The organism is Bacillus sp. FSL P4-0248, assembly GCF_038593305.1.
GTDB classification, from domain to species: domain Bacteria; phylum Bacillota; class Bacilli; order Bacillales; family Bacillaceae; genus Bacillus; species Bacillus safensis.
Map to the genome: position 1 here is coordinate 2,087,041 of NZ_CP151983.1, position 26,748 is coordinate 2,113,788.

Annotated in this window: 32 protein-coding genes and 1 other annotated feature (1 of these 33 only partly in view); of the genes, 7 read left to right on the plus strand and 25 right to left on the minus strand. The window is 41.7% G+C overall.

The features are described from left to right. Positions 1-34: 34 nt before the first annotated feature. The 15 genes from sigF to NST65_RS10625 form a co-directional block, all read right to left on the minus strand. Positions 35-802 (minus strand): RNA polymerase sporulation sigma factor SigF, encoded by a 768-nt coding sequence (gene sigF, locus NST65_RS10555; RefSeq protein WP_024422864.1) that lies wholly within the window; start codon positions 800-802, stop codon positions 35-37. Between the two features lie 13 nt (positions 803-815). Beyond that, on the minus strand, positions 816-1,256 hold the full coding sequence (gene spoIIAB, locus NST65_RS10560; protein WP_024422865.1) for an anti-sigma F factor: 441 nt from the start codon (positions 1,254-1,256) through the stop codon (positions 816-818). Then, entirely contained in the window at positions 1,253-1,606 is a 354-nt protein-coding gene (gene spoIIAA / locus NST65_RS10565) for an anti-sigma F factor antagonist (protein WP_024422866.1), read from the minus strand. Before spoIIAA ends, spoIIAB begins: the two co-directional genes overlap by 4 nt. A gap of 160 nt (positions 1,607-1,766) precedes the next feature. After that, the gene (locus tag NST65_RS10570; RefSeq protein ID WP_034280356.1) at positions 1,767-2,954 is read right to left on the minus strand and encodes a D-alanyl-D-alanine carboxypeptidase family protein; all 1,188 of its coding nucleotides are present in this window, start codon (positions 2,952-2,954) and stop codon (positions 1,767-1,769) included. Between the two features lie 126 nt (positions 2,955-3,080). Next, on the minus strand, positions 3,081-3,893 hold the full coding sequence (locus tag NST65_RS10575) for a purine-nucleoside phosphorylase (RefSeq protein WP_041117867.1): 813 nt from the start codon (positions 3,891-3,893) through the stop codon (positions 3,081-3,083). A gap of 11 nt (positions 3,894-3,904) precedes the next feature. Then, entirely contained in the window at positions 3,905-5,089 is a 1,185-nt protein-coding gene (deoB, locus tag NST65_RS10580) for a phosphopentomutase (RefSeq protein WP_041117869.1), read from the minus strand. A gap of 153 nt (positions 5,090-5,242) precedes the next feature. Beyond that, on the minus strand, positions 5,243-6,133 hold the full coding sequence (gene xerD / locus NST65_RS10585; protein ID WP_111926489.1) for a site-specific tyrosine recombinase XerD: 891 nt from the start codon (positions 6,131-6,133) through the stop codon (positions 5,243-5,245). A gap of 6 nt (positions 6,134-6,139) precedes the next feature. Further along, complete coding sequence (locus NST65_RS10590) at positions 6,140-6,367, minus strand: YqzK family protein (RefSeq protein ID WP_024428058.1); 228 nt, start codon at positions 6,365-6,367, stop codon at positions 6,140-6,142. 117 nt (positions 6,368-6,484) lie between these two features. After that, positions 6,485-6,937, minus strand: a complete 453-nt coding sequence (gene fur / locus NST65_RS10595; RefSeq protein WP_003215577.1) for a ferric iron uptake transcriptional regulator — start codon at positions 6,935-6,937, stop codon at positions 6,485-6,487. A gap of 110 nt (positions 6,938-7,047) precedes the next feature. After that, positions 7,048-7,692 (minus strand): stage II sporulation protein M, encoded by a 645-nt coding sequence (spoIIM, locus tag NST65_RS10600; protein ID WP_024422873.1) that lies wholly within the window; start codon positions 7,690-7,692, stop codon positions 7,048-7,050. 116 nt (positions 7,693-7,808) lie between these two features. Continuing rightward, complete coding sequence (locus NST65_RS10605; RefSeq protein ID WP_111926487.1) at positions 7,809-8,939, minus strand: S8 family peptidase; 1,131 nt, start codon at positions 8,937-8,939, stop codon at positions 7,809-7,811. Positions 8,940-9,049: 110 nt separating this feature from the next. Next, positions 9,050-9,271, minus strand: coding sequence for a hypothetical protein (locus tag NST65_RS10610; RefSeq protein WP_034280349.1), 222 nt, complete (start codon positions 9,269-9,271; stop codon positions 9,050-9,052). Positions 9,272-9,339: 68 nt separating this feature from the next. Next, positions 9,340-9,792, minus strand: a complete 453-nt coding sequence (locus NST65_RS10615; RefSeq protein ID WP_034280347.1) for a GNAT family N-acetyltransferase — start codon at positions 9,790-9,792, stop codon at positions 9,340-9,342. Continuing rightward, positions 9,779-10,960: a TIGR00375 family protein gene (locus NST65_RS10620; protein WP_081124554.1), complete on the minus strand. Its 1,182-nt coding sequence runs from the start codon at positions 10,958-10,960 to the stop codon at positions 9,779-9,781. The genes NST65_RS10615 and NST65_RS10620 overlap by 14 nt, the downstream gene beginning before the upstream one ends. Beyond that, complete coding sequence (locus NST65_RS10625; protein ID WP_065214662.1) at positions 10,957-11,514, minus strand: NUDIX hydrolase; 558 nt, start codon at positions 11,512-11,514, stop codon at positions 10,957-10,959. The genes NST65_RS10620 and NST65_RS10625 overlap by 4 nt, the downstream gene beginning before the upstream one ends. A gap of 168 nt (positions 11,515-11,682) precedes the next feature. Between NST65_RS10625 and NST65_RS10630 the strand changes: the two genes are divergently transcribed. Continuing rightward, positions 11,683-12,606, plus strand: coding sequence for an aldo/keto reductase (locus tag NST65_RS10630; RefSeq protein WP_046312285.1), 924 nt, complete (start codon positions 11,683-11,685; stop codon positions 12,604-12,606). A gap of 135 nt (positions 12,607-12,741) precedes the next feature. On the opposite strand, the gene NST65_RS10635 is transcribed toward NST65_RS10630, so the two are convergent. Both NST65_RS10635 and NST65_RS10640 read right to left on the minus strand, forming a co-directional pair. Further along, positions 12,742-13,146, minus strand: coding sequence for an antimicrobial peptide LCI (locus NST65_RS10635; protein WP_231293918.1), 405 nt, complete (start codon positions 13,144-13,146; stop codon positions 12,742-12,744). A 184-nt stretch (positions 13,147-13,330) separates the two neighbouring features. After that, on the minus strand, positions 13,331-13,555 hold the full coding sequence (locus NST65_RS10640; RefSeq protein ID WP_024422881.1) for a YqkE family protein: 225 nt from the start codon (positions 13,553-13,555) through the stop codon (positions 13,331-13,333). 123 nt (positions 13,556-13,678) lie between these two features. Between NST65_RS10640 and NST65_RS10645 the strand changes: the two genes are divergently transcribed. After that, positions 13,679-14,605, plus strand: coding sequence for an alpha/beta hydrolase (locus NST65_RS10645; RefSeq protein ID WP_046311680.1), 927 nt, complete (start codon positions 13,679-13,681; stop codon positions 14,603-14,605). Positions 14,606-14,631: 26 nt separating this feature from the next. On the opposite strand, the gene NST65_RS10650 is transcribed toward NST65_RS10645, so the two are convergent. The 5 genes from NST65_RS10650 to NST65_RS10670 all read right to left on the minus strand — a co-directional run bounded on the left by NST65_RS10650 (position 14,632) and on the right by NST65_RS10670 (position 18,305). Then, the gene (locus tag NST65_RS10650) at positions 14,632-15,894 is read right to left on the minus strand and encodes a tetratricopeptide repeat protein (RefSeq protein WP_046311682.1); all 1,263 of its coding nucleotides are present in this window, start codon (positions 15,892-15,894) and stop codon (positions 14,632-14,634) included. Positions 15,895-16,196: 302 nt separating this feature from the next. Continuing rightward, positions 16,197-16,436 (minus strand): YqkC family protein, encoded by a 240-nt coding sequence (locus tag NST65_RS10655; protein ID WP_034280334.1) that lies wholly within the window; start codon positions 16,434-16,436, stop codon positions 16,197-16,199. Between the two features lie 12 nt (positions 16,437-16,448). After that, positions 16,449-16,775 carry an iron-sulfur cluster biosynthesis family protein gene (locus NST65_RS10660; RefSeq protein ID WP_024428050.1) on the minus strand — a complete coding sequence of 109 codons (327 nt, stop codon included), beginning with the start codon at positions 16,773-16,775 and terminating at the stop codon, positions 16,449-16,451. Positions 16,776-16,854: 79 nt separating this feature from the next. Then, positions 16,855-17,829 carry a GNAT family N-acetyltransferase gene (locus NST65_RS10665; RefSeq protein WP_034280332.1) on the minus strand — a complete coding sequence of 325 codons (975 nt, stop codon included), beginning with the start codon at positions 17,827-17,829 and terminating at the stop codon, positions 16,855-16,857. Further along, entirely contained in the window at positions 17,826-18,305 is a 480-nt protein-coding gene (locus tag NST65_RS10670; RefSeq protein WP_024428048.1) for a GNAT family N-acetyltransferase, read from the minus strand. The genes NST65_RS10665 and NST65_RS10670 overlap by 4 nt, the downstream gene beginning before the upstream one ends. Before the next feature lie 279 nt (positions 18,306-18,584). Between NST65_RS10670 and NST65_RS10675 the strand changes: the two genes are divergently transcribed. The 4 genes from NST65_RS10675 to NST65_RS10690 all read left to right on the plus strand — a co-directional run bounded on the left by NST65_RS10675 (position 18,585) and on the right by NST65_RS10690 (position 22,215). Further along, entirely contained in the window at positions 18,585-19,034 is a 450-nt protein-coding gene (locus NST65_RS10675) for a YfmQ family protein (protein WP_024422888.1), read from the plus strand. Between the two features lie 152 nt (positions 19,035-19,186). After that, positions 19,187-20,419 carry a DNA polymerase IV gene (locus tag NST65_RS10680; protein ID WP_046311686.1) on the plus strand — a complete coding sequence of 411 codons (1,233 nt, stop codon included), beginning with the start codon at positions 19,187-19,189 and terminating at the stop codon, positions 20,417-20,419. Between the two features lie 15 nt (positions 20,420-20,434). Continuing rightward, complete coding sequence (locus NST65_RS10685; protein WP_034280328.1) at positions 20,435-20,779, plus strand: YolD-like family protein; 345 nt, start codon at positions 20,435-20,437, stop codon at positions 20,777-20,779. A 200-nt stretch (positions 20,780-20,979) separates the two neighbouring features. Next, the gene (locus NST65_RS10690; protein WP_024428045.1) at positions 20,980-22,215 is read left to right on the plus strand and encodes an MFS transporter; all 1,236 of its coding nucleotides are present in this window, start codon (positions 20,980-20,982) and stop codon (positions 22,213-22,215) included. A gap of 33 nt (positions 22,216-22,248) precedes the next feature. On the opposite strand, the gene coaA is transcribed toward NST65_RS10690, so the two are convergent. After that, entirely contained in the window at positions 22,249-23,208 is a 960-nt protein-coding gene (gene coaA, locus NST65_RS10695) for a type I pantothenate kinase (protein ID WP_024428044.1), read from the minus strand. 189 nt (positions 23,209-23,397) lie between these two features. Here coaA and NST65_RS10700 point away from each other — a divergent pair, with 189 nt between their 5' ends. Next, positions 23,398-24,726 (plus strand): CoA-disulfide reductase, encoded by a 1,329-nt coding sequence (locus NST65_RS10700; protein ID WP_342488807.1) that lies wholly within the window; start codon positions 23,398-23,400, stop codon positions 24,724-24,726. Positions 24,727-24,789: 63 nt separating this feature from the next. Here NST65_RS10700 and NST65_RS10705 read toward each other — a convergent pair whose 3' ends face one another. Then, on the minus strand, positions 24,790-25,566 hold the full coding sequence (locus NST65_RS10705) for an SDR family oxidoreductase (protein ID WP_034280324.1): 777 nt from the start codon (positions 25,564-25,566) through the stop codon (positions 24,790-24,792). A 12-nt stretch (positions 25,567-25,578) separates the two neighbouring features. Then, complete coding sequence (locus NST65_RS10710; RefSeq protein WP_111926485.1) at positions 25,579-26,529, minus strand: MBL fold metallo-hydrolase; 951 nt, start codon at positions 26,527-26,529, stop codon at positions 25,579-25,581. 168 nt (positions 26,530-26,697) lie between these two features. Continuing rightward, positions 26,698-26,748: a binding site (T-box leader), on the plus strand; it runs 161 nt beyond the window's last position.

Below are 26,748 nucleotides of genomic sequence, written 5' to 3' on the forward strand. Positions count from 1 at the left end.
GTAATTACCACACAAAAAAAGCCAGCCGAATTGGCTAGCTGTCTTTTTGATCCATTTGCATTTGGATTTGTTTTAAAATTTTCTTTTCAAGCCGTGAGACTTGTACTTGTGAAATGCCAAGTCTTTCTGCAACCTCAGATTGTGTCTGATCTTTATAATACCTTAAATACACAATGAGTTTTTCCCGTTCTTCTAATTCCTTGATCGCTTCTTTCAGTGCGATTTTGTCAAACCATCTTTCCTCAGAATGATCAGCAATTTGATCAAGCAATGTAATCGGATCCCCATCATTTTCATACACCGTTTCATGAATGGATGATGGGGAGCGCACCGCTTCTTGGGCGAGGACGACATCCTCTGGTGTGATATCAAGATATTCAGCAATTTCCTGAACGGTCGGCATTCTTCCATGAGACTTAGACAATTCATCCCTTGCCCGCCGAATTTTATTTCCGAGTTCCTTTAGTGACCGGCTGACTTTGACCGTTCCATCATCCCGAATGAATCGCTGAATCTCACCAATGATCATGGGAACGGCGTACGTTGAAAACTTTACATCATATGACAAATCAAATTTATCAACAGATTTCAGCAGTCCAATACAGCCAATCTGAAACAGATCATCTGGTTCATATCCCCTATTTAAAAAGCGCTGAACAACGGACCAAACAAGACGCATGTTTTTTTCTACGAGGAGGTCTCTTGCTTGCTGATCACCGTCTTGGCTTTTTTTGATGAGCTCTTTGACTTCATCATTTGACAGCTGGGCTTTTTTAGCTTGCTTTTTTACCTCCACATCCATATGAGCAGCTCCTTTAATTACAAAGCGCTTTGCTTTTTGATAGATGCTTTGTTAAACGGATGGTCGTGCCCATTTCTGGTGATGAGTCCACCATGACATCATCCATAAAATTCTCCATGATGGTAAAGCCCATTCCAGAGCGCTCTAAGTCTGGTTTTGTTGTAAAAAGCGGCTGTCTTGCTTCCTCAAGATCTGTAATACCCATACCTTCGTCACGAATGGTAAGATAAACGACATGGTCATCTAGCGTGACATGGATATGCACCTTTCCATCTGGATTCCCATCATAGCCATGGATGATGGAGTTTGTCACTGCCTCAGATACAACGGTCTTGATTTCTGTTAATTCATCTAAAGTCGGGTCAAGCTGAGCGATAAACGCCGCGACTGTCACCCTTGCAAACGATTCATTCTGGCTTAATGCCGAAAAAGTCAGGTTCATTTCATTTCTCATGATGCCACCCCCAATGTTTGCAAAGCCGTTTGCTCAGAAGGCTCCATCCGAATGATTTTAAACAAACCAGACATATCAAATAACCGGTTCACCGCTGGCGAGATGGCACAGACGACCATTTCCCCGCCAAGCTGCTTAATTTCTTTATATCTTCCTAAAATCACTCCGAGTCCAGAGCTGTCCATAAACGATAAATCAGCCAGATTCAGCACAATGTGGCGAATGTCCTCTGTTTCCAAATAATTCGTCACCTTTTGTCTCAATGTTTCTGCGGAGTGATGATCGAGCTCTCCTGTTAACCGAATGCAAAGTACGCTCTCTTTTACTTGAAAATCAATACCAAGGCTCATTTTTTTATTCCTCCTTGCTCTAATTTCGGATAAAGAATGTTTCTCTTTTATATGAAGTAAATCCTTCACCATGACAAAACTAGTGACCATTCGTCACATTTAGATGTTCTTTTCTTTTCTCATAGCAAAAAGACTGCCAATTACAGCAGCCTTTCGCCTTTTATTTCCATTTCACAAAATCAGCCATTGCTCGTTTGAAGAAAGTCCAAACGCCTGCCTTTTCCATTCCTTCTTTTGCTTCTACAGGGCTTTCATGCAGCACTTTTCCGTCTTTTTTCAAGACGATCGTACCAAGTTCCGTTCCTTTTGAAAATGGAGCTTTGACATCATGAGACAATTTGATTTCTTTTTTGATCTGATCCACATTTTCGCCTTTTTTCGTTAAAAGGGATATCGGTTCAGAAGTAACGAGCTGAATGTTTTTCTTTTTCCCTTTGCTCACTTTGACCTCCGCCACATCTTGCCCTCTTTTGTAAAGCGGATGAGTCGTATATTGACTAAATGCGTAATCTAACATTTTGACTACCTGAGCATTTCTGTCTTTCGGAGTGCTTGCGCCAAAGACAACCGCAATGACGCGCATGTTGCCTTTTTTAGCAGATGCAGTTAAACAGTATTTCGCTTCACCTGTAAAACCGGTTTTTACCCCATCGACCCCTGGATAAAATTTAATCAGACGGTTTGTGTTGACAAGCCAGAATTTTTTATCTGTGTTTTGCCGTAAATAGTCTTCGTAGACACCTGTGAATTTGGTGATTTGTTCATATTTCAACAGCTCTTTTGCCATTTTTGCCATATCGTGAGCTGTGCTGTAATGGTCTTTTTCAGGAAGTCCTGTTGGGTTTTGAAAGACCGTTGAGGTGAGGCCAAGCTCTTTCGCCCTTTTGTTCATCTGCTCAACGAACTGTTCTTCAGATCCTGCAATATGCTCTGCCATGGCAACTGAAGCATCATTTCCTGACGCAATCGCAATGCCTTTCAGCATTTCTTTCACGGTCATTTCTTCTCCTGGTTCAAGGAAGATTTGTGAGCCTCCCATGGACGCTGCATAGTCGCTCGTTCTGACCTTGTCTGTCATTTTTAGTTTACCCTGATCAATGGCTTCCATGATGAGAAGCATCGTCATGATTTTGGTCATACTTGCGGGTGCAAGCTTTTCATCGCTGTTTTTATTGTAAAGCACCTTTCCCGTGTCTCGTTCTATTAAGATCGCTGATTTGGCTTCGTGTGCCAATTCTGATGTTTGTTTTTCTCCTGGTTTTTCAATCTTTTCTTTTGCTATCGCTGATGGTGAAACCATTGAGATAAGGATCATTAAAATAAACAATGCACATATATGACGTTTCAAGTGGCAGACCTCCATTATCGTAATCCTTTCTATTTTTTCCTCATATAGGCTGTTTTATTCAGAGATCGTATGATTGCAAATAAAAAAAGCCTTCTGCTTGGGTAGCAGAAGGCTTCTGGACACATGCTATGAAAGTTGTTTGACAATGTCTTTTACTAAATCAAGAAAACTTGCTTTCACTTTTTCCGTTACTTCGATCACTTCATCATGAGACAGCGGCTGATCCAAAATACCAGATGCCGCATTGGAAATGCATGAAATGCCAAGTACTTTGATTCCTGCATGACGCGCAACAATGACTTCTGGAACAGTCGACATTCCGACCGCATCTGCTCCAAGTGTTCTTAGGAAACGAACTTCAGCAGGTGTTTCATATGAAGGCCCTGTCATCCCTGCATAAACCCCTTGCTGTACAGATATACCTAAACGCTGGGCTGTTTCTTCTGCAAGTGCCAGCAGTTCTTTATCGTACGGTGCAGACATATCAGGGAAGCGAACGCCTTGACTGTCATTTGGGCCAATTAATGGATTGGTTCCCATCATATTGATATGATCTGTGATCAGCATGAGATCTCCTGGGCGGAATGACGTATTCACACCGCCGGCTGCATTTGTGACAATGCATGTGTCAATGCCAATTTCTTTCATCACACGGACAGGAAACGTCACTTGCTTCATATCATATCCTTCATAGAAATGAAAACGTCCTTGCATAGCGCAAACGACAGTGCCTTTCAGCGTTCCGATCACGAGCTGTCCTGCATGTCCCTCTACTGTTGAAACAGGGAATCCAGGAATATCTTCATATTTTATTTTGATTGGATTTTCAATCTCATCTGCTAAAATGCCAAGTCCTGATCCTAAAATGAGCCCAACTGTTGGTACATATGTCGATGCTTGTTTAATGTATGCCGCCGCTTCTGAAAACTGTGCTCCCACGAAATCTCCCCCTATTTGAGTTTAGATAAAAAGCTTGTTCCGTATTTTGGCATCGTTGTCTTGAAATTATCTGCAACGGTTGCCCCAAGATCAGCAAACGTTTTTGCTGTTGGCAGTTCATTTGCTTCCTGATGCTTTTTGCTGTAAGCAATGAGCGGAACATATTCTCTTGTATGATCTGTTCCGTGATGAACTGGGTCATTACCATGATCTGCTGTGATCACAAGAAGGTCATCCTCTTTCAACAGGTCAAACACTTCAGGAAGACGTGCATCAAATTCCTCTAGTGCTTTTCCATAACCCTCTGGATCTCTTCTATGTCCGTAAAGAGCGTCAAAATCAACAAGGTTTAAAAAGCTTAGTCCTGTAAAGTCTGTTTTAAGTGTATCGACCAGCTTGTCCATTCCATCCATGTTTGATTTTGTTCTAAGAGATGATGTGATACCCTCGCCGTCATAAATATCAGAGATTTTTCCGATCGCAATGACATCGAGTCCATCATCTTTCAGTTCATTCATGACTGTACGGTCAAATGGTTTTAACGCATAGTCATGACGGTTTGGCGTTCTAACAAATGCGCCAGGCTCTCCGACAAACGGACGAGCGATAATCCGGCCAACCATATATTTTTCATCTAATGTGAGTTCACGGGCAATTTCACAAATACGGTAAAGCTCATCTAATGGCACAACTTCTTCGTGCGCAGCAATTTGCAGCACAGAATCCGCAGATGTATAAACAATTAAATCGCCTGTTTTCATGTGCTCTTCGCCAAGCTCATCTAAAATTTCCGTACCAGACGCAGGTTTATTTCCAATAATACCTCGGCCTGTTTTTTCTTTTAGTTCATTTAATAGTTCATCTGGGAATCCTTCTGGAAAGACTTTGAACGGTGTGTCTATGTAAAGACCCATGATTTCCCAGTGTCCTGTCATTGTGTCTTTACCGTTTGATGCTTCTTGCATTTTTCCATAATACGCAAGCGGTTTTTCATCCGCTGGAATTCCTTTGATTTCTTTAATATGACTCAGCCCAAGCTTCGCCATATTCGGCATATGAAGCCCGTTCATTTTTTCAGCAATATGTCCAAGTGTATCTGCACCTACATCATTAAAATCAGCAGCATCTGGTGCTTCCCCAATCCCTACTGAATCCATTACGACGAGGAAAATGCGTTTATACTGATAATCAGGCATTAAAAAGCGCCTCCTTCAATATTCTTGTCTTTTGACCTTTCAAACAGAGAGAGGTCAGACATCTCAAGTATAAACCGTTTACAAGCCAGTTGACAACCATAAACGGTGTAAACATAAAAAAGCATGACACCCGTTCACTGTGTCATGCTTTACTTATGCCCTTGGATGGAATTTGTGATACACATCTTTCAGTCTTGTTTTCGTCACATGTGTATAAATTTGTGTTGTCGAGATATCGGCATGTCCGAGCATTTCCTGTACAGCTCTTAAGTCCGCACCGTTTTCAAGCAGGTGTGTAGCAAATGAATGTCTGAGCGTATGAGGCGTCAGTTCCTTTTGAATCCCTGCTTCGATGGCTCGTTTTTTCAAGTTCTTCCAGAAGCCTTGACGCGACATTTTTTTTCCATGATGATTGAGAAATAGGGCATCGGACGGCTGTTTTTTTAACAGCTTGCTTCTTCCCTTTTCGATATATTCTTCAATCGCGCTTGCAGCAGCTTCACCAATTGGCACAATTCGCTCTTTTCTTCCTTTTCCAAAACAGCGGATAAAGCCCATTGTGAGGTGAACATCCGCAAGGGTCAGATCCAGCATTTCACTGACGCGAATGCCCGTTGCATATAAGAGCTCAAGCATTGCTTTGTCTCGGTAGTCAAAGGGAGTGTTTTGATTTGGTGTATCAAGCAGCTTTTCGACCTCTCCTAATGATAGAACTTTCGGTAAAGTCCGCTCTGTTTTTTGCGTTTCAATGTTCCATGACGGGTCATCCGTTGTCACTTTTTCCCGAAGCAGAAATTGATGAAAGGAACGGATCGATGATAGATGCCGTACAGACGTTTTACTCGATTTCCCTTCCTCTTTTAGCTGCTTTAAATAATGAATGATATGCAGACGCGTGACATCGCTAATATCCGTCAGCTGTTCATGTGTCATTAAAAAAGACAAGTAGTTCTGTAAATCTCTTTTATAAGAAACAATGGTATTTTCAGAGAGTCCTCTCTCTACTGTCATAAAATGAATAAAGTCGGATAATTGATCGTTCAATGATTTCTACTCCCCGTTTTGATAAAAATAAATCAATCGGTCTTGCCAGTTGTCTTGATTCGGCTGATCCATTTCCATCACTTTAATTGCTGCACCCTCTGGTTTATCATAACGATGGTAGCTTTCATATTCTGAATTTATCCATATCATAGCATAATAGAACAGGACGGTAAAACCAGTGAACAAGATAAATACTTTGATCACTTCACCTGTTGTTTTGAGCCATTTTCGCATAAACTTCAAGTCCTTTCTCACCTTCTCATTACTTCAGCATATGCCAGGTGGGACAAGGAATATACAGCGAAAATGCAAAAAACCTCTTCATCTTAAATGAAAAGGTTCCAATTCGGATTATTTGCCGGATTCATCATCATGACACCGGTGGCAAATACCATGGAATGTCAATCTATGATCCTTAATTTTAAATTTCCAGTCACGTTCAATAATCTCTTCGACATCTTCTAATAAATCATCTTCTATCTCATCGACTGTTCCGCATTCCATGCAGACAAGATGATGATGGAAGTGAGCGGCTCCTTCTTTGCGAAGATCATATCGCGAAACGCCGTCTCCAAAGTTAATTTTATCAACAACTTTCAGTTCAGTGAGCAATTCTAACGTCCGATAAACAGTAGCAAGACCAATTTCAGGAGACTTCTCTTTTACGAGGAGGTATACATCTTCTGCACTTAAATGGTCTTCTTCATTCTCAAGCAGTACTCTTACTGTGGCTTCACGCTGTGGCGTGAGCTTGTAGCTGGAAGAATGAAGCTGCTTCTTAATTCGATCAATCCTATTTTCCATTGACTTTCCCTCCTACGCCACATTACTTGATCATTATATCAAATGATGTGCTGAGAGCCAACTATAATCATTTTAAATTGATAAATAAATTGATTATTAATTAATAACAATTATAAAAGAACACCTGCCAGCTTTTTCATCAGCATGAATGATATGTACGATTCAAAAAAAGACGACAGTGCAGCAAGCGCTAAAATCATCAGCAGAACAGATGCATACCGGCCAAACCACTGGACGGGTGCTTGACTGATGGTTTTTTTCATGAAGAGCTGTCCAATGAGACGGATGGAAAACGCAATCGCACAAGTGCCAATCACTAAATAGGCTGGAATGAGCAAAATGTTTTGCGGAAGCACCGATACAAACGAGAGAAAAAATCCACTCAGCCCCATTTGATTCACGAGAAAACCAACAGTAAACCCAACAACAATTCCTTTTAAAAAGATCATGAGAAAGATAAGCGGCAGACCAACGATGGAGATTCCCAGAATCCACATAAGGCCTAAATATTTCATATGATGCAGGAAGCTTTGTAGAAACATTTCTTTTGATTCAGCTGCTTTCTCATTCGTCAGTTGACCAAAAAATTGATTTAAATAATAGAATAAATCCTCTTTCTGGCTGAATGTCATGCTATTGACAATAATCGCCCCGAAGATCACACCCATTAAAAAGAGTACAGAGACAAATAAATAAATCGAGAGATGATCTTTTACGTGCTGAAGAAGATGCTCCTTCCAAGACTTTTTCCGCATGTGTCTTCCTCCCAAATAGTAAGGTTACTAGATTCTATGAGAGAGATTACGAAACATGACAGTTTTATTGAAAGAAAAAAGAGAAAGCAGCCTGCTCACTGCTTTCTCTTTTTCATTTATCGTGCGGCTTTTTGTACGTTCACAAGCCCGGCACCGTAATAAAAAGGTTCTCCAAGCTTTGTCGCCGTTTTTGACAGTCTCTCGCGTACTTCATCGTTTGTCAGATTCGGATGTTTTGATAGAATGACAGCCGCAGCGCCCGCTACATGCGGTGATGCCATTGACGTTCCGCTCATGTAGCCATATTCGTTATGAGGAATGGTGCTCAGCGTTGAAACGCCTGGTGCTGAGACTTCCAGTTCTTCGCCAACAGATGAATCAAAAGCTCTTTGCTTTTTTTGGTCTACAGAGGCAACCGCCATCACGAAACTGTATTTAGCCGGATAGTCAATCGTATTGAGAGAGCCATAGCTTCCTTCATTCCCTGCAGAAGCCACAATGAGAATCCCTTTATCATACGCTCGATCTACCGCTTCTTTCAGCGCCTCAGATTCACTTGCTCCCCCCATACTAATATTGATGACATCCATGTCATTCTCAATGGCCCATTCAATCCCTTTTATGATCCAGCTATAGTAGCCGTCACCATTTTCATCTGCCACCTTGACAGCATAGATAGAAGCTTTTGGTGCAACACCCACGACACCTACCTTATTATCTAATGCTGCAATTGTGCCTGCCACATGCGTTCCATGTTTATGCGGATCAACAAACGGATCAGACTCTGCCGGTACAAAGCTCACGCCGCCGGTGACATGTAAATCCTCATGTTTGCCGTCGATGCCGCTGTCAAGAACGGCTACTTTGACATTCTGTCCAGCGTATCCATGTTTATGTACCTTTTGTGCTTTGATGCTTTTGATGCCGTATGGAATCGTTTGAGCGCTTGTTTTTGCTTTTTGGTCTTCCTCGATAAAGGTCACTTCTTTTGCTTCATTCAGTTTCTTTTTCGAAGTCTCATTCAGCGACACTTTCATCATATCTATTTGCTCTATTGATTCTTTCACATGCCCGCCAGCTTCTTCTACAAGCTGTTTTTGTGTTTTGTCTTGAACGGAAGAAGAAAAGCCGATCATGTACTCTTTTTTTGTTTGCTCCTTTGCAGAAATATCTGACGCGCCAAACATGACGGATGTCACAAGCACACTTGCCATACAAAGCCCTGCTCCAAATGACTTGACGTTCACGATACTCACTCTCCCTTTCGTTTCTTTTTGTCATTTAACTACATATTTAGACAAAAAGAAACGACCGTTTGTCCTATTTTTTAATTTTTTCCATTTATTTGATCTAGTTGTCACAAAAAAGCAAAATAAAAATGCTTATGATCCTCTTGATAGTGATCATAAGCATTTCGTCCTTTATGTTTCTTCATCATATGCTGCAAGGCTTCCTGTTTTGTTTTTGTCTTCCTTTCGTGTGTGCTAAAATGCGGCATGTTTCCTCTCGACAGTTCTGGATTACGGCTCTGCTGCCTTTGGATATGCTCTCGTTTTTTCTTTGCTTTGCTTTTTCCCATTTGGCAAAACCCCTTTCGTTGACGTTATGATACACGATGTTACATAAAAAAGATAGACGTAAAAACGTCTATCTTTCTGTTTTCACCATATCAAGATGCGGAATCCCATCTTCATCATAAACATCTGAGACAGCCTTGAAACCAAATGATTCGTAAAATGACTTCAGGTAGGCTTGCGCCTGTATTTTGACACTTGTTTCACCTAGTTCACTAAGCTTTTCCAAAGCCTTGATGAGCAGCAGCTTTCCATAGCCTTTTTTCCGCCCGGCCTGCGTCACAAGCACGCGGCCGATGGACGCCTCCTTGTACATGATCCCGTTTTGGAAAATTCGGCAATAAGCCACAATCGTGCCGTTCTCTTTTGCGATGAGATGAAGCGCATCTTGGTCCCGGTGATCAATTTCAGGGTAAGGGCATGTTTGTTCTACAACAAACACGTTGACTCTTTCCATAAGAATCAAGTAAAGATCCTCTTTTGACAATTGTTCAAACGTTTGACATGTCCATTTAATGTGACTCATGATTGATATCCACCTTACCGTACACTCCGCCTCCACCAGCGATCAGTCCGACTTCGCCCTTCCTTGCTTTGATGATGTAGCCCGCTGTCTTTTCTGGCAGAACGGCTTTTAGTTCTTGTTCTGTTGCTTGATGTAGAATATTCATCTCTGTGTGAAACACGGCTTTAAGCTTCTCCAGCGTTTTAGGTCCAACACCCGGAATAAACTGAAGCGGGAGCTGATGAACATAAGGAGGTCTCGTTCCTTTTTCACTTTCTTGGTCAGCAAGCTCTTTTAAACGTTCACTTACTCCTTTTGTCATCCGTGTATGTCCGCATACATGGCACTCTTCTTGATCTGGTGCGTGAGGTCTAACCCCGCATTTCTCGCAGGTCGTATGATAATACTTCCCAAGCCGCGGAGCAAGTCCATAATTTCCTGTGACGGCTCTGCCATCTTTTTCTTCAAGAGCTAGCTTGAATTCGGCAAAAGAGGCATGATCCATTTTGATTTTTGTATATTCCCGCGCGATTTTTCCTAAAGAATGAGCATCTGAATTCGTTAAAAAAGGATACCGGTTCAGCTCACTCAGCTGGGACGCCATTGACGTATCACAGCTAAGACCAAGCTCAACAGCATCAATAAGGTCAGGATCAAATACTTCAGTTAAAGAAGTGTTGACCCCTTTGCCGTATAGACTTTTATGAGGCGTGAATATATGAGCAGGAATAAACAATCCTCCCAGCTCCTTAACCTTGCGCTGAAGTGTTTTCCCATCAACATAGAGGCGCTGTGAACTCAAATGCACATTTTTCATATGAAGCGAAAGCCATGCGGAAAACTCAGACATTTTGTGTAGTGTGGGCATAAATGCCAGCACATGAATCGGACCCTTTGAATGGTCATCATTGATTTCTAATTCACTGCCTAAAAGCAGCACTGTCTGTCCAAATGATAAACCGCCGTCATTTAGTTCCGTGTACCTGCCTTCCTCTACACCTTCTATTAATTCTTCTAGGACTTCTGGAGATTGTGCATCAATCACACCAATCATCCCCATCCCTTTACTTTCTGCTGCTTCAATAAGAATTTGATCAATTGTCAGTGACCTTGCACCTGTAATTTTGACAGCTCTGCCTGTTCTTGTTCTGCCAATATGGATATGGATGTCTGCAAAAAATTCCTTCATTTTGTTGACTCAAGTACCTCTTGCAGTTGTAAGTACTGAATGGCATAGGCTGTTTTTGCATCATAAATATGCTGCTTTTCAATGAGGTGCAGAGCTTCTTCTAATGAAACTTCCATTACTTCGACAAATTCATCTTCATCCAGCTCTCTTTTTTCTTCAAGCGGAACTAGCTGGTCTGCTAGATAGATGTGAACAATTTCATCTGCAAAACCAGGTGATGTATAAAAGGCCGTCAGCTTTTGAAGCTGCTGGGTTGTATATCCTGTTTCTTCTTCTAATTCTCTTAATGCTGTATGTGCCGGCTCTTCCCCTTTTTCTAGTTTTCCGGCTGGAATTTCAACGATGGCTCTCTCTAGTGCTTTACGGTATTGTTTGACCAAGATGATTTTATTTTCGGCTGTACGTGCAATGACGGCTACTGCACCAGGATGTTTAATGATTTCGCGTTTGCCTTGTTTTCCGTTAGGCAATTCTACATCTTCAAGAACCAAATCAATGATTTTTCCGTTGTATAATTCTTTCGACGATAATGTTTTTTCTTCAAAGTCCTTCAATTTTGTCAGCTCCTCGTTCTACTTTCACTTTTTACTTCATTTATTTTAACATAGATGATTTAAGAGAAGCGAAAAGCGAAACGCTTGCTTCAATGCGCCATTTGAAATCACCTAGCTTGAATTCCTGATTTTTTTCACTTAATGTGAAGGGATAGGAGTGTGATGGAATTGAAAAAAAGACGAATTGGCACCTCAGATCTCTTAGTGAGCGAGGCGGCACTAGGATGCATGTCTCTTGGGACTGAAAAAGAAAAAGCGCTCTCTTTATTAGATGAGGCCATTGATCTCGGAATTAACTATCTGGATACAGCCGATTTATATGATTTTGGGACAAATGAGGAAATTGTCGGGGAAGCCATTAAAAACAGACGGCAGGATTTGATTTTGGCGACAAAAGGCGGCAACCGCTTTGAAAAAGGCAAACCAGGCTGGGACTGGGACCCTTCAAAAGCGTACATAAAGGAAGCAGTAAAACAAAGCCTCAAGCGGCTTCAAACAGATTATATTGATTTATATCAATTGCACGGAGGCACGATTGATGACCCCATTGATGAAACGATTGAGGCTTTTGAAGAATTGGTAGAGGAAGGCGTAATTCGCTATTATGGCATTTCATCTATCCGTCCAAATGTCATTAAAGAATATGCCAAAAAGTCCAATATCGTAAGCGTGATGATGCAATATAGTTTACTCGACCGCCGCCCAGAAGAATGGTTCTCTCTACTTGAAGAACAAAGCATTAGTGTCGTCGCAAGAGGTCCTTTAACGAAAGGATTATTAACTGAAAAGCCACTTTCTCAAGCAAGTGCAGCGATTCAAAAAAACGGCTATCTTCAATATTCATTTGAAGAGCTTCAGCAGATCATTCCTTCTTTAAAGAAAGTCGCTTATGACCTATCACTCACTGAACTGTCCATTCAGTATATACTGAAACATTCTGCGGTCAGTTCCGTTGTATTTGGTGCAAGCTCAGTGGATCAGTTAAAAGAAAATATAGCAGCAGCAAATGCACGTTCATTAAGTGACCAAGAAGTCAAAGCATTAACTTACTATACAAAACCATCTGTGTATGAAACGCATCGGTTCAAATAACAAAAAAGATCACATGATGTGATCTCTCAGATTGTAGAAGAACTCATGTTTTTCTACAATCTTTTTATTTTAGCGTATGTATGATGCTAGTGTTTCTCTATTAAAAATGAGGAGGGGCTAAAAGCCCCGTTGTCCTTATCTTGCACTTTCATAATATGCATAATTTCCAGATTTTCCTTTAAGATAAAATGTAGTACCAAAGCGACTGAAACTATTTGCAAAAGAACCATTATCTGAATACATACATAGTCGATTACTTGCGCCTTTAAAAGGGGTTACAGAACAATCTACAATTGAAGTAGCCTTTGTACTCAAATCAGCATTCGTTAAATCATTTGTTGCAAGAGCTTGTCCAGAAACAGGTAAAAGCAATCCTAAAGATAAAGCGACTCCAGCCATTGTTTTTCTCAATTTCATGTGAATCATCTCCATTACCAAATTTTGTAATACACCTTCATTATAAGGAGAATGATCCTCTATCAAAAGGGTCTTAATAACCATATTTTCAATAAAAAGGAATTTAAATAATTCAATACTCACCTTTTTACTTCTATCTTAAACATAAGTTATGGGATTTCGTTTCGTTTGACTGTAAATATCATACTGTCACGATTCTGAAATGAAGCGATGTGAAGGGGGAAGAAGTGCTTTTCTTTTTAAACACTTCTATGTTTCTGCTGTGGATCTATCTTAAGAAAAAAAGAGAGCATCATCGCCCTCTTTTTTAGCTTTTATACTTTCTCCAGTCTAAATGGCTTTCATCTAGCAGCTCTGAAAAACTTTTGTTTTTTTCTTTTTCTTTCTGCTGCCGAAGGAGGTCTTGTCGTTTTTGTTCTTCTCTTTTTTCTGTCTCGACGGCAAGGTTCTGCTTCATTTGAAGAAGCTGCTGTTTGACATCATCGTTTATGCCATCCTTTAATTTCGCTTGATCTTGTTTGGTCTTTTTCATTGTGCCTCTCTCCTTTTGACTTAGTGTATCATCCGTTTTATTTTCTGAGCAAGAGGCACGCCAATCTCCCAAGATGTGGTATGATCTTCATAGAAAAAAACCCAGAAAGGAAGAATCGGCTAGATGAAGAAATGGATCGCTATATTTGCCTTCATATTATGTCCACTCGCTGCAATCGGTATTTTTTTCACCAATAAAATGATGTATATTCGAAAATTAACGGATGAAGAGCTCATCAAACGAGAATCAGATGGAGGCCATTATCAACACGAGGAATTTCAACAGCTTAAAAAAGAGAAAGTGTGTATTCCTTCAGCATTTGGTTATGATCTCCATGGCTATTTTGTGCCGTATCCCCATACAACACGAACAATCGTCCTTTGCCACGGTGTTACAGTCAGTTTGATTAACTCCGTTAAGTATATGAAATTATTCCAAAAGCTCGGATGGAATGTGATGCTTTATGATCATAGAAGACATGGAATGAGCGGCGGGAAAACCACAAGTTATGGATATTATGAAAAAGAAGATCTAGCAAAGATCGTAAAGTGGCTCAGACAAAAACTCGGAGAAAGTGCCATCATTGGGATACACGGAGAATCAATGGGTGCAGTCACGACCTTGTTATATGCTGCAAAGCCGGAAGCAAACGCCAATTTTTACATAGCAGACTGCCCTTTTGCTTCTTTTGAGGACCAGCTTCTTTATCGATTAAAAACAGATTTTCGCCTTTCAGGAAAATGGATTCTTCCACTAAGTGATCAAGTGTTAAAATGGCGGGACGGATACCGCATCCGGCAAGTTTCCCCTCTTGATGTGATCGATCAGGTGAAAGAACCTGTACTTTTTATTCATAGCCGCCATGACGACTATATCCCCTGTGAGCAAAGTCAGCAGTTATATACTCGAAAAAAGGGTGACAAACAGTTATTTATTGCGCCACACGGTGCGCATGCAATGTCTTTTAGCGAAAATAAGGAAGCTTATGAGCAAGAAATTCAAGCATTTCTTCAAAGATTTGAATTGAATGAAAATAAAAGAGGAGAATGAACAGCAGTTCGTCCCCTCTTTTTGAGCTAACTTATGCGATAGTCACCACTGTTGTATGGTGTCTGCCCGCAAGCTCCATATGGCTCTCTTCCGATTGCTGCTGACTCATGACCGATAATCCTGCAGTTGCTGCCAATAAAAGAACTATCAAACTCGTTTTCATATAAATGACCCCCATTTTGGATTTTTGATATGGCTTGAATTTTCCTTTCGTAAAACCGGGTAGATACTTCAAACAGTCCAAGCTCATTGTAATAATGAGCCGCATCAAGTGCCAATTCCTCAATATCTGGGTATAAGCGCTTGTCCTCGAGCAGGTCTAATGTATCGTCTATGATTGTTATGTCTGCATCAACGTACAATGCTTTTAAGAATTGAAATTTGCAGATGTAAATTTCATCTTCTAATTCACAGGCCTTCATAATACCTTGTTGATAGAGGGTTAATGACTCTTCTATTTGTTTTTGTTTAAACAGGATTTGTGTCAGCATAAATAGTGGGTCTAGAGAGCGATTAAGATGGGTTAAATTCTCCTTTTCAAACACTTCAATAGAGTCTTTCAGATAACGCCTTGCTTCCGCAAGATCGTTCATTTGATAATAACAGTTACCTAAGTTGAAAAGGGCCGAACCTATGACTCGAGGGTTTCCAATTGAGCGTGCTCGCTTTAGAGCATTTTTAAAGTAGGGCAATGCATGTTCATAGCATTTCAAATCATCATAGTTTGCACCAATGACAAATTCACAGTGGATGATTCTCAGCGTGTACGTTCTGTAGGCAGAATACGTATCTAACGCTTGCAAGGCATAGTGCATCGAAAAGTGGGTTTGTTTCATGTGGTAGTAAATTTCTGCTAATTTAAAGTAAAATTCTGCTCTTTCTATATCATCTGATATGAGATTGAGCTTTTTTTCTGCTGAGCGGTAATAAGCAATGGCACTTAAATAGTTTCTCTGTTCAAATTCAAACATTCCTGTGAAAAAATGAACATAGTATTCAAGCATATCCGTTAATTTCGTTTGTGAATGTTCAATCGTTTCTAGCAAATTCTTAATCTCTTCATCATTCGAGGCTTTCTTTGCCGGTTCAAAATATTCAAGCATCACCTTGTGGCGAAAATCCATCAGCTGGTAAAACAATAATAAGTTTTGATCCTGCTCCATCTCCAGGATTTCCTGCTCGATCTCCGCCTTCAGCTTCTCTGCTTTCATCACATGAAATCCGCAAATCTGCCTATACCATTCGTTTATTTTGATTCCAACCTGAGGCGATGACAGCTTGAGCTTCAATTCACTTTAGCACCTCCCTTCTCATATACGATACATGTTGTATTCTATCACATTTCCTCGAATGGAAGAAATATGAAAAGTCATTTTTCGCAAAGTTTTCGGTATCCCGCAATAAACGCTGCAAATGCCTATTTTTCGGCATTTACAGCCATTATTTTTTTATTTCCAGCTTGCTCATTTTGTCGAATTGTTTGTTGAAAAACGGGTTTTTCCGTTCTCAAAAGCTCATTTTCCGGATTAGACAGCCATACGGTGTGATGAGATGATGAACGCACGAAAAAAACCCTTTCGAAAAAGGGCTTTTATAATACATCTGTTACTTGGTCCATATTCTCTTTGATCCAATTGACAGCTAAATCGAGCGTTGGAAATTCTTCTGTTTCAAATGTGACTTCATCTTGAAGAAGCCAAACGTCCTTTTTCACCGAATCCATTCCACCTATTGACCAGTGCAAAAGGCTATAGGGATGATTGTTATTTAAAAACGACACCCATGTTTTATTTTTTGCCGTATTTTGTATTGCTTTTAGCTTTTGATCCACTACATTTCCACCTTACTTTACAAGTATACCCATTCTCGGGCTGAGTATTTGTTGAGGACTTTTCAACATGAGTGTGTTGGCTTTTTCGTTAAAATCAATCGTCATTTCCTCGTCAAAAAAGACCTTTTGTGCTGTGTGTATGTACAGCTTAAAGAGCTGATTATGCTTGAGTTCTTCCCATTCGCCTGTTCTTTCGCCTGTGAGCCAAATCATTGGGACACCGCTTACCGCACAGCCGCACCCATCTGAATCATATCGAAGGAGCAGTTCTTTTGTTTCATGCCCTGCTTGTTGTTTTGTAAGGAACGCTGCTGCTGGTTCTGTTATATGAATATACATGCCGAACATCCTTTTTTCGTTGATTGTTACATTGTAACATATCAGTCATCAATTAAACATGTTCACGCCCTGTCAGCTCTTATGTCTGATCATTTGTCTTTAACTGGTCTGACCAATTGTACGCTTCTTGTTCAATTTCTTTAATGAGCTCATCTTTTCCTTTGATATAACTTGCCATATCTTCAGGATAGGCTTTTGCCAATTGACGCTTTTTATCTGCATAGACTTTGGCACGGTCAGGTGCAGCTTTTAAATAATCTCGGAACACCAAATGCCTTTTTACATCATCATGTCCGGCTTCATAGGCGTGAACGTGATGTGTTCGGTTCAAGCCGCCTTTTCTAAAAAAACGTCTTCCCTTGAGTCCATTTTCTCCGAGCGGTTCATATCCAAGCTGGCGAAACAGATGGTTACACTCATCTAAGCTGCTGATATGCTTCACCTCTAGCAAGATATCAATAATTGGCTTAGCCGCCATTCCTATGACTGACGTACTGCCAATATGGTGGCCATATACCCAGTTGTCGCCAACTATCTTTTTCAGCTTGTCATGCTCATCTTGAAATTGTTTTGGCCAGCTCGATTGGTATTCAATCACTTCCACCTTTCGAAGCATCAAACGTTCCATCTTTGTTAACATCAGATTGTTTTCCACCTGCAAACGGGCCTTCTGTTTAAACCCTAATTTTTCATAAAGCTTGATTGCTGGTGTATTTGCCTCTGCTGTTGTGAGCTCGATTGTTTTTTGATGCTGGATAATGGATTGCAGGAGCGCTGTCCCGATTCCTTGATTGACATGATGTGGGTGCACAGCTAACCGGCTGAGGATGATCCGATCGTCATGCAGTTCATATGAAGCGATCCCTAACAAATGCCCCTCTTTTTCAAATCCTATGAAAATCTCATCTGTTTCTATTATGTCTTTAACCGTTTCTTTTAAGGGCGGTAAATCTTGATAGCCAATTTGTTCTGCCTCCCGCTGATATGCGGCTAATTGTATATGTAACAGCTCTTTTGCTATTTCTTTATTTTTTTGATCCAGTCTGATGATCATGCTTTCGCCTCCAGCTTTTTCACAAATAGCACCCGGTCTTCATGAATGCCGTCGTAATCTGAAAAAACTGAAATGCCATCCACTGTTTTATCTCCCTTTTCTATCTGAAAACCGAGCTTTGTATGGTAAGCAATCGAGACTTTATTGACAGGAGCTGTGATGGCCTTAATCGTCGTTCTTCCTTCCTTTTCAGCCGCTTCATAAAACGCTTGATAGAGAATTTTACCAATCTTTAATTTCCGGTGGTCTGGATGTACCCCGACAAAGTGAATATACGCTTCATCTGAATGTGATTGCGATAAAAAACCGACTAAAAAGCCGATCAGTTCACCTTTTTCAACAACAACAAAACTTGTTTGCTGAAAATGTTCGAAAAATAGCTTTGGCAATTTTGCGCGCAAATCTCTGCCTCCCCACCAGCTTTGAATGACGGATGTGACCGCATAAAAATCTGACGGTTTTACTTGACGTATCATGATGACCTCGCCCCTTTTCATTTTTAGCTGTACCGCTCTTTTTTCACAAAAAATCAACTGTTTCAATAGTCTACCTGTCTGATCAATTGTTTGTAAAGGTGATGTATCAGCCTTTTTTCCTTTCAGCTTTGTTGGTTCTTCGTTCTTTCGCTGTCATCTCCTTTTAAATCTTCACACTTATTTCAAAAAGTTCACTTTTTGTGCGAAAGTTTTATTCTTTTGTTATGTTAAGATGGATCATATAGGAAATGGAACAAACGTTTATTGGAGATGATGATATTGGTTTGGATTGTTACTTCACTTGTTGTGTTTAGTCTTTTAAAGCTGCTTGTCACTTCGCTGCCTTCGGGTGTTGTTGAACGCCTTTTTAGTCGTTATGCGGTGCATGCAAAAGTAACAAGTGATCAAACAACGATGACGTTTCAAGGACGTCCACTCGATGATCAGCAAACATCTGAAATTATTCAACATTTTAATGATGCGATCTTTATTGAACGCTACTATATTTACCCTGGTGACGAAGAGCGTTTTCTTCATCCACAGGAAGGACCGGCGCCGCTTACCATGCAAACAAAGCTTGGCAAGCATGATGTAACCCTTTATCTGTATCATTACGATGACCACGTGGATGTGGTGCGGCAGTTTACCCATAAGCCTAAGAAAAAACTAACGGCCTATCGTTTGCGTTCTGAGCCGCTCCAAACATCCAACAACTTGGCACATGCTTAAAATGACTCATTTTACCCAGATGAGACGAAGTGGAGACACTTCGTCTTTTTTGTATGGATTTACACTCTTCTCTTTGAATGATTTACCAGTATCAATTTCACCTTCTGGCGGTTAAAATGTATACAGAACATACGTTCTAAGAGGTGAAAATCATGAATGAACGAGCCATTCTGCTTGTGGATATGCAGTCGTTTTATGCGTCAGTCGAAAAAGTGGAGGCTCCCCATTTGAAGGATGTGCCGCTCATCGTTTCAGGAGATCCCGAGCGGCGGAGCGGGGTCGTACTTGCGGCCTGCCCGCTCGCTAAAAAACGGGGCGTACAAAATGCATCAAGATTATGGGAAGCAAAGGAGAAATGCCCTGAAGCCGTCGTTGTACGTCCACGTATGCAGCGCTACCTTGATGTCTCTGTCATGATGACAGAACTGCTGGAACAATACACAGATCTTGTCGAACCCTATTCAATTGATGAACAGTTTCTCGATATTACGGGGAGTGTGACACTACTCGGTTCACCCCGCGAGATCGCTCAAAATATACAAACGACCATTATGAACCAGACGGGCATTTACGCACGTGTTGGTATTGGTCCTAATAAAGTGCTCGCTAAAATGGCCTGTGACCATTTTGCTAAAAAAAACACATCTGGCATCTATGAACTTCGTGCAGACCGGGTTGCGGCTGATTTATGGCCGCTTCCGGTTGGAAAACTATTTGGCGTCGGCAAACGAATGGAGCACCATTTAAAACGAATGGGCATCAGTACCATTGGGACGCTTGCTACTTATCCGTTAGACCGGCTAAAAAAACGCTGGGGAATCAACGGGGAGCTTCTGCAGCGAACTGCTTTAGGACACGACCCTTCCCCGGTCACTCTTCACACACATGATCAGCAAAAAGCGGTTGGGCATCATATGACCCTTCCCCATGATTATGCGTCCTTTGAGGACATCAAAGTCGCCCTTCTTGAATTGAGTGAAGAAGTGGCAAGACGTGCGCGCTTTAAGCATTATGTTGGGCAAACGGTGTCTGTTGGCGTAAGAGGCGCTGATTTTTCTCATCCGACTGGATTTCATCGACAAATCAAGCTCCATTCACCCACACAGTACGGGACAGATATTGCAGAAGCAGCTATTCAGCTATGCCAGCAGCACTGGGACGGCCAGCCCATTCGCAGTGTAGGTATTACTCTCTCGCAGCTGCAGCCTGACAGCCAATATCAGCTGAGTTTATTTGATCACCATTTAAAAAAAGACAGACTCAGCAAAGTATTTGATGCCATCCATATGAAGTATGGACCTGCTGCACTCTTGCACGCCTCGTCACTAACAAGCGCAGGGCAGGCGTATCACCGCGCCGAAAAAATTGGTGGACATTACAAATAACGGAGGCGAAAAGCCATGAATCCCAATAAATTAACACCTGGATACAACATCATGTGGGAATCAAGCCGAATGATGCTCCCAGAGCACCGTGAACAGCTGCTTGCTCAAAAACGAAAGAAAAAAGAATACACGCCTCCTCCGCTGAGCACTGATCAGCTAGAGGAAATGAATTTTTTGATCACACAGTCGATTACAGAGGATCAAGCGATTTGCGTGACATATGCTGCAGCAGGTATGAAACAGCAGTTTTGGGGCTGGGTGAAAGCCATTCATTATGAAACCCGGCGCATAAAAATCGTCAATGATGAAGATGTTCTCCACCTGTCCTTGCAGCAAATTGTCGCGATTGATCTTGATTAAATGGTCTTTAAGTGACCATACGAATCAGAAGATCTAAAAGACATAGAAGCATCGGCAGAAAAAAACATGCTCTCCAAATTTGCGAGCTATTTGGGGCTCCTCTGTCCTATGGCGGATGTCTCCTCCATCAAATTGTGTATTTAATTTGCACAATTTTTCATGTATGATTGGAACATCTTAACACTCAGGGGAGAAACAGCATGAAAAATAACTTACGTACTTTACATCCACTTAGTTGGACGATCATCATCGGCACCATATTCGGCCGAATGGCGACGTCCATGAGCATTCCTTTTTTGGCCGTTTATTTGACACAAGTCAAAGGGGCTTCAGCTTCTTCAGCTGGGTTAATCATTGCCGTCAGCTCCCTTATTGGGATCGTGGCGAGTTTTTACGGCGGCTATGTTTCTGACCGAATCGGCAGGAAAAAGGTCATGCTTCTATCCATCTTCGGCTGGACACTTGTCTTTGTTGGCTTTGCGTTTGCAGATGCCATTTGGGTCTTCTTTCTCATGAACGCTTTAAATGGACTGTGCCGGGCACTGTTTGAACCGACGTCTAAGGCACTCTTATCCGATGTCACCCCATCAAGTATTCGGTTGTTTGTTTTTAATTTACGGTATACGGCCATTAATATCGGGGTGATCTTCGGCCCGCTGCTTGGCTTATATCTAGGATCATCGAAAACAACATTTCCATTTCTTGTCGCTGCCTTCATTTATTTGTTATATGGATTAACACTGGCCTGGCAATTTCAGAAGCATCCAGTTGCTGCTCCAGAAAGTACGAAACAAATCAGCGTCAAAAAAGCCCTTTCCATTATCCAAAAAGATACGGTCTTTAGCATCATCCTCATCGGTGTTACCTTATGTTCGTTCGGGTATTCGCATTTAAGCTCAACGCTGCCTCAATACTTATCAGCGTCACCTATGATTGAGGATGGTCCTAAACTGTTTGGATATCTTTTATCTTTAAATGCAGTGGTTGTCATTGTTGTACAATATCCGCTCATCATGATTGCGAAGCGCTACTCCACCATTTTGTCGCTGACCACCGGGAATATTCTTCTTGCCGGCAGTTTGTTTGCCATTGCTTTTTCACAGAGTCTCGGCATGCTTGCTTTCATCATTGTCGTGTTTACGATTGGGGAGGTTCTGCTGTTTGCGATGATGGATCTTTTTGTAGACAATATTGCAAAGCCTGAAGTGAAGGGATCGTACTTTGGGGCGATGGGATTTTCTCAGCTCGGCAGCGTCATCGGACCATTTGTCGGTGGACTGTGCATTGACTATTTTGGCGCAGCCCATCCCCTCTCCATTTTTACGGTCTTGTCAATGATCACCATCGCAGGCGTTCCATTTTTACTCATTGGATATTACCGTCTAAAAAAGCGATCGGCAGCAGCCATAGCTGTTAAAGTAAGTGGAGATCATTAAAAAAACCGCTCTCTCGTTTGAGCGGTTTTTTCTTTATACCCGGCGGATGGCGATCTCTTCCACCTTGTGCTGATCCCCTTTTTTCAAAATGAGATCAGCTCGATATTTTGTCGGTAAAATATTTTGGTATAAATTTGGGCGGTTCACGGTATTCCAAATCGTGCTTGCCATTTGATCTGCCTCTTCATCCGTCAAATCTTTATATTGATGAAAGAAGGATTCAGGGTCTTGGAAGGCTGTTTCCCTGAGCAAACGAAATCGTTCTTTATACCATGATTGAATTTGCGTTTCAGCGGCGTCTACATAAATCGAAAAATCAAAGAAATCTGATACAAACACACGCGGTTCATCCTTCAGATCATCCAGCGCTGGTGATTGGAGCACATTGATTCCTTCAATAATGACAATATCCGCATCCTCTACTGTTTCATACACCCCTTCTAGCCGGTCATAGGTCAGATGCGAATATACCGGGGCATGCACAGTTTGTTTACCTGATTTTAATTCATTCAAAAAAGACAGCAGGGCTTTGACATCATAGCTTTCCGGGAAGCCCTTCTTTTCCATCAGCCCTCGATCCTTTAATTCTTTTTGAGGATATAAAAAGCCATCTGTTGTCACAAGACTCACCTTCAGCCCATCTCCAAGCCTCGATAAAAGCGTTTCAATGATACGAGCCGTTGTGCTTTTCCCGACAGCTACACTTCCAGCAATTCCAATTAAAAAGGGAATTTTGGCATGGTGCGGGTAGTTTAAAAAGGCATTCACATGCTGGTTTTTTTGTTTTTCTGCAAAGACATGTAATGTCAAAAAACGAATAAGCGGTATGTAAATATCTCGAACTTCTTCCAGCGATAAATAGTCATTTAACCCTTGCAGCGCTCTCGCTTCCTCTTCTGAAACAGATACCGGCATATATTCTCCAAGAGCTGCCCAAGCCTCTCTCGTATGGCGCGTGTATAGCGTATTAAAATCTAGTCTCGTGTCACTCAAAGTCTTTCCCACCAATCTTCACTAAACTCGTAACCCAAAAAGACGATAATCCGATTGTAGCTTAAAATGAAGGCGCTGTCTTTATTTTTCAACGAAAGTTTACTTCTTTTGCAAAAAAAAAGCATTAAAAAAAGGAATATGAGGGTAAATAAGAGTATTCAGTACGATAGATAGAAGGGAGCAAACCAAATGAAATATGTGATGATTGGCGGAGACGCAGCAGGAATGAGCTGCGCTATGCAAATATATAGAGAGGATCCAGATGCACACATTGTTGCTTTTGAAAAAGGAGAGATTTTCTCATATGGACAGTGCGGACTCCCCTATTTGATCGGCGGTCTCATTGATCATCACAGAAAGCTGATCGCACGCAGTGCCGAAACCTTTCGAGAGAAATATGGAATTGACGCCAGATGCTTACACGAAGTGACCTCTATTGACCCAGAGCAAAAAACAGTGTCGGGTCATCATACGAAAACAAAAGAACCCTTTACAGAAAGCTATGACCGCCTCTTAATTGCGACAGGAGCAAGCCCTGTCACACTGGATTTAGACAGCCAGCCATTAGAAGGCGTACACGTATTAAAAACCATCCCGCATGCGCTGTCCATTTTAGACCATTTAAAAAAGGACGTCACACATGTCACGATCATTGGCGGTGGATATATCGGCCTTGAAATGGCTGAAAATTTAAAAGCGCTCGGAAAAAACGTACATATCATTCAGCGGGGAGCAGCACTCGGCCCGGGCTTTGACTCCGATATGGCAAAACACCTTAAAGAAGAGGCTGACGCCAAGGGCATTCACGTATCGCTCGGAGAAACGGTACAGCAATTAGAAGGCAAGTCACATGTCACAGCTGTTATCACAGACAAACAAACCATTCAAACAGCTATGGTCATCATGGCCATCGGCGTCACTCCGCAAACCTCCTTTTTACATCATACCGGAATCAAGCGCCTTCAAAATGGCGCTATTGCAGTAAATCAATACATGCAAACCAATATAAAAGACATTTATGCTGCCGGTGATTGCGCGGCGACCTACCACCGCATCAAAAAATCACTGGATTATATTCCGCTTGGCACAACTGCGAATAAACAAGGGAGAATCGCAGGATTTCATATGACAGGAACAAACCGGGCATTTCAAGGCGTGACTGGAACAGCCGTCATGAAATTTATGGACGTGACAGCGGGACGAACAGGCTTATCAGAAAAAGAAGCAAAAGAGGCAGACATTCCTTTCTCCGTCATCACCATTGATAGTACAGATCACGCGAAGTATTACCCAGAAGCGCAGAAAATGAAAGTGAAACTGATTTACAGAAGCGATGACCGTACCTTGCTTGGTGCCCAAATCATCGGCAGAAACGGTGTAGATAAACGGATTGATATCGTGGCGGCTGCCCTTTACCAAGAGCTGACCATAACAGATCTTGAAGATTTAGATATTAGCTATGCACCGCCTTTTAACAGTGTATGGGACCCGCTTCAGCAAGCGGCAAGACGGATATAGAAAGTGTCACAATGAAGCCTTACCTCAAAAAAAGAAACCAGTTCAAAACCGGTTTCTTTTTTGTTACTTTTTCATCATCGCTTTTCTTGCTGCTTTTTCAAATAAAAATGGGAATAACTGATACAATTTGCTGCCAGCGTTCATCCAGCCGGGCAGATTAATCTCTCTCTTTTTCGTCATCATGGCAGATACGACCTTCCCTGCCACCTTGTCCGCACTCAGCATCATAAAATCAACGTTCTTCACATATTCACCGCTGCGGTCAGCGATGGTAAAGAAGTCTGTGGCAATTGGTCCTGGGTTGACTGTCGTCACGTGAATGCCTGAGTCTGCCAGCTCCATTCTGAGGCTGTTTGAAAATCCAAGAACGGCATGCTTTGATGCGGAATAAATAGCTGATTTGGGAGTTGCAATCTTTCCTGCCTGGGATGCGATATTGATAATATGTCCCTGCCCTCTTTGTTTCATCTCAGGGATGACCTTTTTCGTGCAGGCGATTAAGCCAAACACATTCACCTCAAACATCGACACCATTTCCTCTATGGAGGCATCTTCGACGAGATCGAATACGCCAAAGCCGGCATTGTTGACCAAAATATCGACCGGCCCCACTTCTTCATACGCGCGATCAATGTCCTCAAGCTGGCTGACATCAAGCTGAGCGATGTGACACACCCCGCCAGCACTCATAATTTTCTCTTTCACACTAGTAAGCTTTTCCACTCGTCTTGCTGAAATAATGATCTCTGCGCCTTCTTCTGCTGCCAAGTACGCCATTTTTTCACCAATGCCCCCAGATGCGCCAGTAATCCAAACCCTTTTTCCTGTCAATCGCCCCATGCGTTTCACTCCTTAGTTTGCTCTGTAATAGACGATTCCGTCTTTTTGCATTTCTTCAATTTGCCCAGCCTCTAAGAGCACATCCAGCTGACCGACTGTCTCAGACATCGTTAAAAACAAGGCCTCTTCATACATCACAGGAAATAGCTTGCGGCAAAGATGAAAGGCCGTCATTTCTTTTTGTTTAAGCAGCTGATACATCGTATTTGCTCGTTTCTCTTGTTTCTTAAATCTTTCTTCAATCAATTCATGGTGGGACGTGATGAGCTGACCGTGTCCTGGATAAATCGTCTTGATTGGCAGACGCAATAACCGATTGAGTGATGCTTTATATTGAAGCAGTGATTTTTGACGTTCCTCGCCTTCATACGGTGCTTCCATTAACGGATTTGAAGAAATGGTTGTCAAAAGCAGGTCGCCGCCAATAAAATTCCCCGTTCTTTCATCTAAAAAAGAAAGATGAGATTGTGCGTGTCCGGGTGTTTCCATCACAAAGAAATGTTCATGCCCGCTTAAACGATCACCTTCTTTTATGATCTCATCTACATGTGAAGTACAAGAATATGTATAAGATTGCTTCACCATTTTTTCACACTCATTTTGCCGAAGCGGGACACCTAACTGCTGAAAAAAAGGAATCATAAAGTCCACTTGGCGCTGCTTAAAGACTGGATCCTGACTAATATACGGCTCATTTAGCTGGTGTCCGATCACACGGACATGAGGTTTCATCAGATTTAACAGACCGACATGATCTGCATGATGATGGGTCAGCACCACTTGATCAATATCGTCTATCGATAAACGATGTTCCTTTAATTGCGTGACAAAAGCATGCTCTGCCTCTTCTGTCATCGGACCGCAATCTACTAAGGTGACGGCCTCTCCTTTTAATACATATGCATGCACATCCCCAACGGCAAACGGCGTTGGGATGGATAATTGAATGATGTTTTCTTTCACTTTTATACGTCATCTCCTGCTTTTTGACTCATGATTGTGGGTACTTAAGCCTTCATACTTCATTGTATCTTGCAAAAGGCAGACTGTCATGCGGTTTAGATGGGCAATTTTTTAAACTGCCCTATTGACATAAACTTGTCCATCGTTGCATAATGAACAACAAATATATGATGCGCGATGATAAGGATTAGTAAGCAAAATAACGATGCAAGAGAGTGA